Here is an 11,916-nt window from a genome sequence, read left to right on the forward strand (position 1 = left end):
ATTGTCATACCCGCGCCCTACACTGGAACCATGAGTGTTTCTCCCATGGATGCGCGGCTCAGCGGCGTCATTGCCGGGGGCTATAAGGTGCTGGAAAAGGCGTTTGGGCTCTATACGGTGGCCGATCTGCTGGAGCATTATCCGCGCCGCTACGCCCGCCGCGGGGAGCTCACGGCCCTGAATACCCTCGTCACGGGCGAGGACGTCACCATCGTGGCCGATGTGTTGGAGGTGCGCGACCGCACCATGAAATCCCGCCGGGGCTCCATCCTGGAGGTCAAGATCTCGGATGGCAAGGGCATCCTGGTTCTCACCTTCTTTAACCAGTCCTGGCGCGCCCAGGAGCTGAAGCCCGGCGTGCGCGGCATCTTCGCGGGCAAGGCGGGGGAGTATCGAGGCATCCGCCAGCTGGCGCACCCCGACTATAAACTCTTCGATCCCGAGGAGGTAGAGCTGAGCGATCCCGCGCTTGCCGATGGCTGGATCAACCGCCCCATCCCCATCTATCCGGCCACGGCCAAGGTGCCGTCCTGGAAGATTCAGGCGGCGGTGGAGCTGGTGCTGGACGGCCTGCCGCGCCTGGAGGATCCCATCCCCGCGGCGGTGCGCGAGCGCGAACTCCTGATGCCGTATCGCACGGCCCTGGAAAAACTGCATCGCCCCGAGACCGACCGCGATTGGAAGGCGGCGCGCGAGAGCCTGCGCTATCGCGAGGCCTTCCTGCTTCAGGCCGCGCTCCTGCAGCAGCGCGCGCGCAGCCGCGTGCACCCCACCACCCCGCGCCTCGCGGTGCCCGGGGGCCTGCGCGATCGCCTCGACGATCGCCTCCCCTTCCGCCTCACCGGAGACCAGAGCCTGGTCTCGCAGGAGATCGAAAAAGACCTCGCCGAGACCGCCCCGATGAATCGCCTGGTGCAGGGCGAGGTGGGGTCGGGTAAAACCCTTGTGGCGCTGCGGGCCATGCTCACCGCCGCCGATTCCGGCGGGCAATCGGCGTTCCTCGCGCCCACGGAGGTGCTTGCGGCCCAGCATCTGCGCTCGATCGTGAAGACCCTCGGCCCGGACCTCTCGGCCGAGCTTATGCCCACCCTGCTCACCGGCCAGATGCCCGCGGCCGAGCGCAAGCGTGCGCTGCTGCGCGTGGTCAGCGGCGCGGCCAAGATTGTGGTGGGCACCCACGCCCTGCTCTCCGATAATGTCCAGTTTTATGACCTCGGGCTGGTGGTGGTCGACGAACAGCACCGCTTTGGTGTGGAGCAGCGCGAGCTCCTGCGGGCCAAGGGAAATCGGCCCCCGCATACCCTGGTGCTCACCGCCACCCCCATCCCGCGCACCGTGGCGATGACCATCTTCGGCGATCTTGACGTCTCGATCATCGCCGAGCTGCCCGCGGGCCGCCAGCCCATCGAGAGCTTTGTGGTGCCGCTGGCCGATCGCCCGGGCTGGATGCCGCGGGTCTGGGAGCGCGTGGCCGAGGAGGTCGCGCGCGGCCGGCAGGCGTTTGTGGTGTGTCCCGCCATCGACCTGGGGGGAGACGGCGGCCTCGGCGCGGGCGAGGACGAGGCCGGGCTGCCCGCCAATGTTGTGAGCATCACCGAGGCCCCGCACTATGCCGAGCATGCGGCCGAGCGCGCGCATCCCGCACTCATGCATCCCGCCGGGGCCGGCGCGAGCGCCCCTCCGGCCGCCGCGGCGGTGGAGCGGGCGGGCCTCGCGGCGGCGGGCAACGTGGTGCCGCTTCGCCGGGCCCCGCTGCCCGCGCCCGAGGATCCCGATGCCATCCCCACCACGGGCGGCCGCGGTTCGCGCCGGGCCGCGCCCGCACCCGCCGAGGCGAGCCCGCCCGCGGGTGAGGCCCCCGCCCGCCTGCGCGCGGCGGTGGAGCCGGTGCTGAACGAGCTGCGGCGCACCCCCGCGCTCGCGGGCCTGCGCATCGAGGCCCTGCACGGCCGGATGTCCAGCGAGGAAAAAGACAGCATCATGCGCGCGTTTCAGGCGGGCGAGATTCACGTGCTGGTGGCCACCACGGTGATCGAGGTGGGCGTGGACGTGGCCAATGCCTCCACCATGGTGGTGCTGGAAGCCGATCGTTTTGGGGTGTCCCAGCTGCATCAGCTGCGCGGCCGCGTGGGCCGGGGCGGGCTGCCGGGGCTGTGCCTGCTGGTCACCGCCGCCGAGCAGGAGAGCACCGCGCGCACCCGCGTGGAGGCCGTGGCCTCCACCCAGGACGGCTTTGAACTGGCGCAGGTGGACCTCGAGCTGCGCCGCGAGGGCGATGTGCTGGGCTCGGTGCAGTCCGGCGGGCGCTCCTCGCTCAAGCTGCTGCGGGTGGTCCAGGACGGCGACCTCATCATGCGGGCGCGGCACGATGCCGCCGCCGTGATCGGGGAGGACGCCGAGCTGGTGGATAATCCCGTGCTGCGTGAGGCCCTGGACCGCCGGGTGGATGAGGCCACCCGCGCCTCGCTGGCCAAAAACTAATCCGACACGCGAGCCCCGCACCCAATACCAAACGCTAGGCTAGAGCCATGAAGAGGATCGCCGTTGTCCCCGGATCATTTGACCCCGTTACGCTTGGGCACCTGGATGTGATTTCCCGTGCCGCCGGCCTCTACGATGAGGTGCACGTGCTGGTGGTGCATAATCCCGATAAGGCGGCCCTGCTGCCGATCGCGCAGCGCGTGGCGCTCCTGGAGCAGTCCATTGCCGAGGCCGAGGTGCGCGGCACCGTGATCGTGGCGTCCTGGAGCATGGGCCTGCTGGTGGATTATGTCACCGAGGTGGGTGCGCAGGTGCTCGTGAAGGGCATCCGTTCGCAGATCGATGTGGCCTATGAAACGCCCATGGCGATCGTGAACCGGCACCTCGCCGGCGTCGAGACCATCTTTATGCTTCCCGATCCCTCGCATGCGCATGTGTCCAGCTCGTTGGTGCGCCAGGTCGCCAATCTCGGCGGCGATATTAGCCCCTATGTGCCGCCCGCGGTGGCCCGCTTTTTGCAGCGTTAACGCCGCCGCTGGGCGCGTGGGTTTTTCCCGCGTCCGATCCGGGGTAGACTGCCACGGTGAGAAACGTAAAGAAGGGACCGCTTGCGGTCAATGTTCGAGATCTTAACGGTCGACCCGGGGAGATGCGCGAACAGGAACTGACGGTAACGCTTGCCGAGCAGTATGGCGAGGGGCTGATGGTTGTTCCCGTAGGGAATGACCTGCACGTTCGGGTCCGCTTGGAATCGGTTCACGAGGGCATTTATGTCTCAACCGAGGTAGACACTGAGGCAGTTGGTCAGTGTGGTCGATGCCTCGATGAGTTCACTCAGCCTGTCGAAGTCGAATTTCAGGAACTTTTCGCGTACTCTAGTGACGAAGCCTCTGAGAGTGAGGTTCACGATGACCACGTGGATCTTGAACCTCTCATCAGAGACGCAGTAGTTCTGTCACTGCCGTTTCAGCCGGTGTGCCGGCCAGATTGCGCCGGACTCGATCCCGAGACCGGTGAGCGCTTGGCCGAAATGCCGGATAATGAACTCCGCGATCGTGTAGACCCTCGTTGGTCTGCGCTTGCAGGGTTTACCACAGACCAGGGCGCCGGCAATCCGGCTGCCGGATACACAGAAGAGAGATAAGTCATGGCTGTTCCCAAGAGGAAGATGTCGCGCTCCAACACCAACTCGCGTCGTGCGCAGTGGAAGGCGACCGCTCCCGCGCTCGTCAAGACCATTGAAAACGGCAAGGTTTCCTACAGCCTGCCGCACCACGCCAAGGTTGTCACCGACTCCGCCGGAACCCCGATGTTCCTGGAGTACAAGGGCCGCAAGGTAGCCGACATCTAAGTAGGTTTTAACGTGACTGAATCCATTAAGGTTTCAGACTCCCAGGCACACCGAGGATCGCTCAGCGCGATCCTCGGTGTGTCGGTTAAGCCGGAGTTGCTGGACCTCGCCCTGACCCATCGCTCCTTTGCGTATGAAAACGGCGGCATCCCCCATAACGAACGCCTGGAGTTTTTGGGCGATTCGGTGCTGGGACTTGCCACCACCACCGAGCTGTATCGGGTGTACCCGCAGCTGCCCGAGGGTGAGCTGGCGAAGATGCGTTCCGCCGTGGTGTCCACCGTGGCGCTCTCGCTGGTCGCGCGCGATCTGGGCCTGGGCCAGTTTTTGAAGCTGGGCCGCGGCGAGGAACTCACCGGGGGTCGCGATAAGGCATCGATCCTCGCCGATACGGTGGAGGCCATCCTGGGCGCCGTGTATCTGGACCGGGGAATGGCGGAGGCCGAGGCGCTGGTATTGCGCCTGGTGCGGCCGCTGTTGGCCGATCCGGTGCGGATGAGCGCGGCCAATGACCCGAAGACGGCGCTGCAGGAGATTGCGGCTGCCCGCTCGGTTCCGCCGCCGCAGTACGAGATCACCAGCAGTGGGCCCGATCATAACCGCAGCTTCACGGCCACGGTCACGGTGGGGCATCTGGCTACCGCCACGGGCACGGGCACCAGCAAAAAGCATGCCGAGATGGCTGCCGCGCTGCGCGCCTGGACACACCTGAGCTCCTAGTGCCCGAACTGCCCGAGGTGGAGGTGGTCCGCGCCGGCCTGGAGCCCGCTGTGACCGGTGCGCTGGTCACGGGCGTGGAGGTGATTGACCCGCGCTCGCTCAAGCGGCATGCGCATTCGCGCGGGGACTTCGAGGGGCTGCTGCGCGGGCAGCGCATCACGGCGGCCGCGCGGCGCGGCAAGTTTTTGTGGTTTCCGCTGGAGGGCGGCGATGCGCTGGTGACGCACCTGGGCATGAGCGGGCAGATGCTGCTGCGCGAGCCCGGCCGCGATGACCGGCTGACCCGGATCCGGCTGAGCATTGAGCATCCGGATCATGGCGAGCTGTGGATTAACTTTGTGGACCAGCGCATCTTTGGCGGGATGGCGATTGATACGGTGCTGGATACCGCCGATGGTGGTCCGGGCGGGTTTACCGGTTCCGCACCCGCCCACGCGCGCATCCCGAGCCAGGTCGCCCATATCGCCCGCGATCCGCTGGACCCCTATTTTGATGAGGCCGCCTTCCGCGCCGGCCTGGCCCGCCGCGGCACCGGCATTAAGCGCGCCCTACTGGACCAGACGCTGATCAGCGGCATCGGCAATATCTATGCCGATGAGGTGCTGTGGCTGGCCCGCCTGCACTACGACCGCCCGGCCAAACTCCTGCCGCGCGCCCGCGTGAGCGAACTGCTGGAGGGCATCCGCACGGTGCTGCGCCGCGCGCTGGCCGAGGGCGGCACGAGCTTCGACGCGCAGTACGTGAACGTCAACGGCAACTCGGGCTATTTTGCCCACTCGCTCAACGCCTATGGGCAGCAGGGCACGCCCTGTCCGCGCTGCGGCACGGAGATCGTGCGGGAATCGTTCATGAACCGCGGCTCGCATCTGTGCCCGCGGTGCCAGCAAATTGAAAGGCAAATTCGATAGAGGCCGCAGCGGCCGAACAAGCGGACAAAATAAGATCAGGCTGTACTCGGTTTAGCGGGCTGGGTCGCGGCGAGCCTGCCGTTGATAATCCGCATCTCGGATAACCTGAACAGACTTTGTTCAGAGAGGACCTTTAATGCCCAAGCCGGAACAGCAAGCAAGTGAATCTTGGAAGGCTGCTTTTAGACAGTTCTCCGATCATTTGGAGTTAAGCGCGGACGGCATCGGGCTTTTCGCGATTGATCAACGGTTTGGGATCGAGGACGTTCGGACCGCCGCAGCGGATTCAATCACCGGCGGCGGAGATGACAAAAAGCTGGACGTAATCTATCTTGATACTGATCGCGGCCTTCTTGTAGTAGCCCAATGCCTAGATACACCTGTCGTTAGGGTTGCTGCCCCAGCTAATAAGGCCTCGGACCTCAATACGGCATTAGCTTGGTTGCTTAGTTCTGAGATAGATGATGTCCCTGAAGAGCTGCGGGGGCGAGTCTCGGAAGTACGGGATGCCATTCAGTCAGATCGGATTCGGGATTTTCATGTTTGGTACGTTCATAATGTGCCTGAATCGGCGAACGCTCAGAAGGAAGTCAACAACGCCGCAAAGACTGCTGCGAAACTGCTGGAGAATCGTGGAGGAGTCCAAATCTTCGGAGCTGAAATCGGCACCGAAACGCTAGAACGATGGTACCTAGGTTCAAAGCGCACGATTAAAGTTACCGAGAAGCTCAAGTTGAGAGTGAGCGATGCGATCGAGACGTCCAGTGATCGATGGGATTCTGTGACCACATTGGTCCCAGGAACCTGGTTGCGTAGTCTGTTTTCGATGCATAAAGAGGACTTGTTCTCGGCAAACGTGCGTGACTATCTTGGGTCCCGCCGGAGCATTGACAATATTAACAATGGCATTAAAATCACCGCAATAGATGAACCGGCAGACTTCGCTGTGTACAACAACGGGCTGACGGCATTGGTCTTGGATTACGATCTTGGACCAAGGACAAGGAGCGGGCGGAGCCTGGAAATCACAGGAATTTCGGTCGTGAACGGTGCTCAGACAACGGGCTCAATAGGGTCACTTGAGGATGAACCCTCTGCTGATCTATTGGTGCCTGTTCGCTTCGTGAAATCCGGTGACGAAGCCTTGCTGGAGAGCATTGTCCGTTTCAATAATCTACAGAACAAAGTTCAGGCTGCTGATTTCCGAAGTGGTGATGAAATTCAGAATCGGCTTCGATCTGAATTTGAAGGAATGTCCGGGGTGAGCTATGACGGAGGCAGACGCGGCGGGGGCAGCGATGTGATCAAGCGGAGCAGAGCTACACTACCGTCGCATACCGTAGGACAAGTCTTGACGGCTTTCCACGGTGATCCAGTTGCCGCTTACGACAAGAAGGCAGAAATATGGATTGACGATGCAATGTATTCGCGTGTTTTCTCGGAGAGAACGACCGCGGCACACGTGCTTTTCGCATATTCACTCTACGATGCCTTGACAACTAGGCTGCTTACGTTGCGAGCGAAGTCAGCTAAAGCTGAGACCGAACTCTCTAGTGCGGAAGAAAAAGAACTTACATTCTTAAGTCTCAAAGGTGCCCCGTATTTGCTCATTGAGGCAGTCGCACGCTCTCTAGAGACGATGCTTGGTAAGACTCTTCCGAGTCGATTTGCACTTAGCTTCCGGGGCACGCCAACTTTGGCGGATGCGGCAGCTTACTGGAATATTGTTATCGAGGCAGTACTTCCTCTGAGCGACCAACTGCGTGGAGCGTTCAGCCGTGGTCGGGTCAGTAAAGACGGAAAGGACGACGCGCTTTCTGCATTTGAGGGTCTTTTTGGCGCACTCCAGAGCCTAAAACCGGACGGGTTCACAGAGTTTTCGAAAGTTGTCGTGACTACCGCCCGCTCACGGTAATTCCTTACTAACTCGGGCAGGTCACCCAGTGGACGCTCCAAAATAAACTCGGCAGCGCTAATGCTCATAACTTATAGAGACTTATCGGTTGGGCGATCAGAATCTACTTGAGATCGTCCAACCCGGACTTAGCTCGGATAAGACAGGTGGAGCGTTTCTGGGCATTAACGTCAATAGCAGCGGTAGCCGGGGGAATTTCGCCCATTCGCTCAACGCCTATGGGCAGCAGGGCACGCCCTGTCCGCGCTGCGGCACGGAGATCGTGCGGGAATCGTTCATGAACCGCGGCTCGCATCTGTGCCCGCGGTGCCAGCGAAAACGCTGATTCCGGGCTTGGGTGCGGAGATGATTTCCGTGCGCGTCGGATGAAGAACGAAGATCCCGCCTCGCGGATTGGGCTGCCCCTATACTTTGCTCATGAATACTGAGGCGCTATTTGCGGTTGTTGTCACGGTCATTGAATTTATCGGTGTTGGCGTGGTGGTGATCGGGTTGGTGATCGCCGCCGTGCTCGCCGCGCGTGCGCTGCGGCGCGGTGCCGGGGGCACGGTTGCCTTTCAGACGCTGCGCACAACGATCGGGGGATCGATCCTGCTGGGCCTCGAGATTTTTGTCGCGGCGGATATTATCCATACCCTCTCGGCTCCGTCATTTGAGGATGCCGCCGTGCTGGGCCTGATCGTGCTGATTCGAACCGTGCTGAGCATGTCGATTCAGATCGAGATCGAGGGCACCCTGCCGTGGCGGCGCGCGCTCCTCACCAGCGGCGGCGAGGTGGTGGCGAACGCCATCTCGCGCGAGACCTCCGCCGCAAAATAACCGCGCGCGACGGGGCAACGCCCCGCCACCCGCCGCCCACCCGCGGTGGCTATACGAGCGAAATCGGGGGAGCGCGTCCCTGCCTAAACCTCCCGCGCGGAATGAACCGGATTGGTTGTATAGGGTTTCCCGGCGTACGTGAAACTGATATCACTCGTTTGATGTTTTTTGCTCGCGGAGATGAACTCAAAACTACTGATGTTATTGGTCGGAAGCGCCCACGGCCGAGGGTGACCCTGACCAAGGGATTCAAAAAAATGCTTGCCGGGCTGAAGATTGCTATGGACTAGTTCCTGGGCCCCGTGATTACCGCTGCACGCGACACGAAGCCCCGTCACCGGGGCGCGCAGCGAGTTGGTGACGAGTATTCCCCACTTGGGTTCACCCTCGGGCTCCATCCGGGCAATTACCCATACGGCATTCACTCCCTGTGTGATATCCGATTCTCGGAGTTCGCGCTGTTCCCGGCGGTCCTGCCGTCGCCAGACAAACACCATAGCGGCGGAAAGAGCGCTGAGCGCCATCGCCCAATTGGGAATTGTTTCCGACCAGATATACAGCCACTGATTTTCCATAACAAAAAGCTACCAAACTCCCGAATTGGCGCAACCATCTCGGTTGCTCAAGGGCTTTAGGCGTCGGTAGGACGGACGCGTTTGGATATTAAGGCTGCTAGGTTTGGGGTCGCTATCGCCTCGGGGTTGCTTCGCGTCAGGTGGAGAGCATGCCGCGCGGGGTGGGGGTATGGGCTCCCGAACGGGTGCAGGAGGGTTGTGAATAGACCTTCTGAGGTCTAACCTTGGGTCATGTGGGAAGTTGATCTTGCGCTCATCGAGGGGTGGTTATTATCTCTCGACGATGACTCATACGCGCAGGTGCTCGCCGCGGTCGAATTACTAGAGGAATGCGGGCCGCGGCTCGGTCGCCCCCTGGTCGATACGGTCAAGACCTCCACGCATAAGAATATGAAGGAGCTTCGGCCGGGTTCGTCCGGGCGTTCCGCGCTGCGGGTGCTCTTTGCCTTTGATCCGCAGCGTCGGGCCATCATGTTGATCGCCGGGGATAAATCCGGCAATTGGAAAAGCTGGTATCGGAAAAATATCCCCGCGGCCGATGAACTCTTTGATCGCCACCTGCACCAACAGAAAAATAATAGAGGAGAGTGGTCCTGATGCCCCTGACCCGTGAGCAGCTTCTTGCCCGGCGTCCCGTCGAGAGCGAACGTATCGAGGCTCATAAGGAACGCATGCTCGGGGAGGTGCGTTCCTACCGGCTGCGAGAGCTACGCGAGGCGGCCGGGCTCACACAGTCCGACCTCGCCGAGCGGATCGGAGTTGGCCAACGCCAGATCTCCAAGATCGAGCGAGGCGATCTGGACAACACAAAAATCGGCACCATCCGCAAATACCTTGCGGCCGTTGGCGGCGACCTGAGCATGGAATACATCATCGGGGAGCGTCGGCTACACCTGGTCTGACATCCGCGGAGCATTCGCTCTCCCGCCGGGGTGCGAGGCGGCAACGCGAGTGCGTGTGCCAGAGCCTCCCGGAGCCTCGGTGGCCACCGTGTTCCACTAGCCTGGGCAGATGACTGATTTTGTATTACCCGATACCTGGGATCGGGAAGGGTGCAACACGGTGGGCTTTCGCGGATTTTTACCCCTCCTGGGCCTTGATATCGCGTTATTGCCTCCCCGGCGCGGCATCTATATGATCTTCGCGCCCGAGGACATGGGGGTGCCCGTGTTTCTCGACGAGAATCCGCTCACCATCCGCCCTGCCTATGCCACGGACAGGCTCAGGGCGAAGTGGCTCCCAAATCAAACGGTTGTCTATATCGGCAAGGCGGATGGCGCGCGCGGGCTCGCCGACCGGCTCGGCGCCTTCAGCCGTCAGTCGTCCAACCACAGCGGGGGGCGAGCGCTGTGGCAGCTGGAGCGCGCTCCGGAGCTGCTCGCCGCATGGGTGGAAACCCCCGATGACATCGCGGAAACCGTTGAAAAATCCTATCTGCGTGCATTCATCGCCGAGCATGGGCGTTTTCCGTTTGCCAACTGGCGACACTGAGCGGCCGTCCCCGGTGGGCCATGGCGACAGCAGGCTCCGGCCCCGCCGCATCCGACCCGCGGGCTAGGTGCGGCGGGGCGGCCAGGCGCGCCAGGTGCCGTCCGGGCCGAGGGGTTCCAGGGCGGTGATGGCCGCCGCGAGGAGCGCCGGGGGATAGTCCTCCGCGGGGGTGCTGCCGCCGAGGATCTCCGTGCCCTCGGGATCGCGCAGGCTGAGGGACACGGCGCGGCCCATTCCGCGCACCAGGCCGAGGCCCGGGCGCAGGCTCCAGCCCGCGCGATGCGGCCGCTCCACCGTCTCGGAGAGCCCACCCCCGGCGATGGCCCGGACATAGCGCTCCAATTCTTCGATCAGCGAGTCCACGTCATCGTCACAAGCGGCACACCCGCAGGCCGGGAACACGGTGTCATAAAGCGCCCCCGCGGAGATCAACAGGCCCGGAAAATCCGTGAATACGAAGCCGAGGGGTGCGCAGCCCTCCGCGCGCGGGACCAGGCGAACCGCGCTTAAAACCTGCCCCGGCTCGGGCGGATGGGGCATATCCCAGAGCACCCGCTCACCCTCCTCCACCACCACGTCATAGCGAGAGCGGAGAAAATCGATCAGCGCCCGGGCCACCACATGCAGGGGAGCAAAACGCTCGGGATTTTCCACCACCGAATAGGCGTCCTCCGGCGGCGAATAATCCAGATCGGCCCAGCGTGAACCGTAGTTAATCGGCACTCCCGCGGCATCCCGATACTCGGCGCGTTCATATTCCGGGCGGTGATACCCCTGCATATGGCTGCGTCCTAGGCGATCAGCGCGGCCCGCAGGCGCGCCGCCTCGTCCTCGCTCAGCCCACCCGAGCGCAGATAGCCGAGGGCATCGCCGTGAATGGTGGATACCCAGTCCAGGGCGGCCGTGATCGCACCCGCGGGCGAGCGCGTGGCCAGGGTCTCCAGGCGCGGCGTGAGCGGGATACCCACCGCACTCACCAGACCCAGCAGGGACTGCGCAAACGGTCCCGCCAGATTGGTCTCGGTCTGCACATAATCGGCCACAATATCCGCGCGCGAGACCCCCGCTACCTCCAGCAGCAGCGCGGCCGCGAGGCCCGTGCGGTCCTTGCCCGCGGTGCAGTGAAAAAGCACGCCCGGCGCCGCGGTATCGGCGGCCTCCACCACCAGCCGCGCGAGCGTCGCAAACTGCGCTGCGCTGCTCTGCAGGATCGCGATATACAGCTCCTCCAGCGTGGGGATACTCGCCGCGATCTTTTCCTTCTGCTCCGCACTGAGCGCCACCGGTTCACCGCTCGCGGGCATCAGATTACGCGCCATCTCGTCCATCGCGCCGCCCAGAATGGGCAGGGCCACCACCCGGATCGGGCCGTCCTCGGGCAGGGCATCGGCGGCGCGGGCGCGCTCGCCGTCCGTGCGCAGATCCACCACGCAGCCGATCCCCAGGTCGGTCAGGCCGCGCACGCCGTCAGCGGTCAGCCCAGCCAGCGCATCGGCGCGGAATAGCACGGGCGCGATTTTATCGCCCGCGGTGGTGGTCATCCCCCCGAGGCCACGGGCGTTATGGGTGACGGGGATGGTATCGGTGATCTGCACGGTTGCTCCTCCTGGTCGCTGAAGACCCGGGACACAATCACAACATCGGGCCTCACCCGAT

Annotated in this window: 14 protein-coding genes and 1 pseudogene; 12 read left to right on the forward strand and 3 right to left on the reverse strand. The window is 63.2% G+C overall.

The genetic code is table 11. The annotated features are described in order from the left end of the window. Positions 1-30 precede the first annotated feature (30 nt). The 9 genes and pseudogenes from KXZ72_RS00080 (at position 31) to KXZ72_RS00120 (ending at position 8,194) form a co-directional block, all read left to right on the forward strand. On the forward strand, positions 31-2,481 hold the full coding sequence (locus KXZ72_RS00080; RefSeq protein WP_226081680.1) for an ATP-dependent DNA helicase RecG: 2,451 nt from the start codon (positions 31-33) through the stop codon (positions 2,479-2,481). A gap of 47 nt (positions 2,482-2,528) precedes the next feature. Further along, positions 2,529-3,008, forward strand: coding sequence for a pantetheine-phosphate adenylyltransferase (gene coaD, locus KXZ72_RS00085; RefSeq protein ID WP_226081681.1), 480 nt, complete (start codon positions 2,529-2,531; stop codon positions 3,006-3,008). A 122-nt stretch (positions 3,009-3,130) separates the two neighbouring features. Further along, a complete protein-coding gene (locus KXZ72_RS00090; protein ID WP_226083550.1) occupies positions 3,131-3,625 on the forward strand; it encodes a YceD family protein in 495 nt (164 codons plus the stop codon). Between the two features lie 3 nt (positions 3,626-3,628). Continuing rightward, positions 3,629-3,832, forward strand: coding sequence for a 50S ribosomal protein L32 (rpmF, locus tag KXZ72_RS00095; RefSeq protein ID WP_226081682.1), 204 nt, complete (start codon positions 3,629-3,631; stop codon positions 3,830-3,832). A gap of 12 nt (positions 3,833-3,844) precedes the next feature. Continuing rightward, positions 3,845-4,552, forward strand: a complete 708-nt coding sequence (rnc, locus tag KXZ72_RS00100) for a ribonuclease III (protein WP_226081683.1) — start codon at positions 3,845-3,847, stop codon at positions 4,550-4,552. Further along, the gene (gene mutM / locus KXZ72_RS00105; protein ID WP_226081684.1) at positions 4,552-5,460 is read left to right on the forward strand and encodes a bifunctional DNA-formamidopyrimidine glycosylase/DNA-(apurinic or apyrimidinic site) lyase; all 909 of its coding nucleotides are present in this window, start codon (positions 4,552-4,554) and stop codon (positions 5,458-5,460) included. Before rnc ends, mutM begins: the two co-directional genes overlap by 1 nt. A 136-nt stretch (positions 5,461-5,596) precedes the next feature. Then, complete coding sequence (locus KXZ72_RS00110) at positions 5,597-7,375, forward strand: AIPR family protein (protein WP_226081685.1); 1,779 nt, start codon at positions 5,597-5,599, stop codon at positions 7,373-7,375. A 187-nt stretch (positions 7,376-7,562) separates the two neighbouring features. Next, positions 7,563-7,700: pseudogene (locus KXZ72_RS00115) on the forward strand (zinc finger domain-containing protein); the annotation flags it as partial. Positions 7,701-7,792: 92 nt separating this feature from the next. After that, positions 7,793-8,194, forward strand: a complete 402-nt coding sequence (locus tag KXZ72_RS00120; RefSeq protein ID WP_226081686.1) for a DUF1622 domain-containing protein — start codon at positions 7,793-7,795, stop codon at positions 8,192-8,194. An 83-nt stretch (positions 8,195-8,277) separates the two neighbouring features. Here the strand turns inward: KXZ72_RS00120 and KXZ72_RS00125 are convergent, their stop codons facing one another. Continuing rightward, entirely contained in the window at positions 8,278-8,769 is a 492-nt protein-coding gene (locus KXZ72_RS00125) for a hypothetical protein (RefSeq protein ID WP_226081687.1), read from the reverse strand. Between the two features lie 231 nt (positions 8,770-9,000). On the opposite strand from KXZ72_RS00125, the gene KXZ72_RS00130 reads away from it, so the two are divergent. The 3 genes from KXZ72_RS00130 to KXZ72_RS00140 all read left to right on the forward strand — a co-directional run bounded on the left by KXZ72_RS00130 (position 9,001) and on the right by KXZ72_RS00140 (position 10,260). Further along, positions 9,001-9,366 carry a type II toxin-antitoxin system RelE/ParE family toxin gene (locus KXZ72_RS00130; protein ID WP_226081688.1) on the forward strand — a complete coding sequence of 122 codons (366 nt, stop codon included), beginning with the start codon at positions 9,001-9,003 and terminating at the stop codon, positions 9,364-9,366. After that, positions 9,366-9,671, forward strand: a complete 306-nt coding sequence (locus KXZ72_RS00135; protein ID WP_226081689.1) for a helix-turn-helix domain-containing protein — start codon at positions 9,366-9,368, stop codon at positions 9,669-9,671. The genes KXZ72_RS00130 and KXZ72_RS00135 overlap by 1 nt, the downstream gene beginning before the upstream one ends. A 109-nt stretch (positions 9,672-9,780) precedes the next feature. Next, entirely contained in the window at positions 9,781-10,260 is a 480-nt protein-coding gene (locus KXZ72_RS00140; protein ID WP_226081690.1) for a hypothetical protein, read from the forward strand. Positions 10,261-10,323: 63 nt separating this feature from the next. Here KXZ72_RS00140 and KXZ72_RS00145 read toward each other — a convergent pair whose 3' ends face one another. Further along, a complete protein-coding gene (locus KXZ72_RS00145) occupies positions 10,324-11,040 on the reverse strand; it encodes a DUF6226 family protein (RefSeq protein WP_226081691.1) in 717 nt (238 codons plus the stop codon). An 11-nt stretch (positions 11,041-11,051) separates the two neighbouring features. Further along, positions 11,052-11,855 carry a tyrosine-protein phosphatase gene (locus KXZ72_RS00150; RefSeq protein WP_226081692.1) on the reverse strand — a complete coding sequence of 268 codons (804 nt, stop codon included), beginning with the start codon at positions 11,853-11,855 and terminating at the stop codon, positions 11,052-11,054. Positions 11,856-11,916 lie beyond the last annotated feature (61 nt).

Origin of the sequence: Mycetocola spongiae (genome assembly GCF_020424085.1) — a bacterium.
Lineage (GTDB): Bacteria > Actinomycetota > Actinomycetes > Actinomycetales > Microbacteriaceae > Mycetocola > Mycetocola spongiae.

Excerpts from the sequence above, each read along its gene's own strand:
- KXZ72_RS00080 (WP_226081680.1), top strand. The coding sequence starts at position 31 with ATGAGTGTTTCTCCCATGGATGCGCGGCTCAGCGGCGTCATTGCCGGG.
- coaD (WP_226081681.1), top strand. The coding sequence starts at position 2,529 with ATGAAGAGGATCGCCGTTGTCCCCGGATCATTTGACCCCGTTACGCTT.
- KXZ72_RS00090 (WP_226083550.1), top strand. The coding sequence starts at position 3,131 with ATGCGCGAACAGGAACTGACGGTAACGCTTGCCGAGCAGTATGGCGAG.
- rpmF (WP_226081682.1), top strand. The coding sequence starts at position 3,629 with ATGGCTGTTCCCAAGAGGAAGATGTCGCGCTCCAACACCAACTCGCGT.
- KXZ72_RS00110 (WP_226081685.1), top strand. The coding sequence starts at position 5,597 with ATGCCCAAGCCGGAACAGCAAGCAAGTGAATCTTGGAAGGCTGCTTTT.
- KXZ72_RS00120 (WP_226081686.1), top strand. The coding sequence starts at position 7,793 with ATGAATACTGAGGCGCTATTTGCGGTTGTTGTCACGGTCATTGAATTT.
- KXZ72_RS00125 (WP_226081687.1), bottom strand. The coding sequence starts at position 8,769 with ATGGAAAATCAGTGGCTGTATATCTGGTCGGAAACAATTCCCAATTGG.
- KXZ72_RS00130 (WP_226081688.1), top strand. The coding sequence starts at position 9,001 with ATGTGGGAAGTTGATCTTGCGCTCATCGAGGGGTGGTTATTATCTCTC.
- KXZ72_RS00135 (WP_226081689.1), top strand. The coding sequence starts at position 9,366 with ATGCCCCTGACCCGTGAGCAGCTTCTTGCCCGGCGTCCCGTCGAGAGC.
- KXZ72_RS00140 (WP_226081690.1), top strand. The coding sequence starts at position 9,781 with ATGACTGATTTTGTATTACCCGATACCTGGGATCGGGAAGGGTGCAAC.
- KXZ72_RS00145 (WP_226081691.1), bottom strand. The coding sequence starts at position 11,040 with ATGCAGGGGTATCACCGCCCGGAATATGAACGCGCCGAGTATCGGGAT.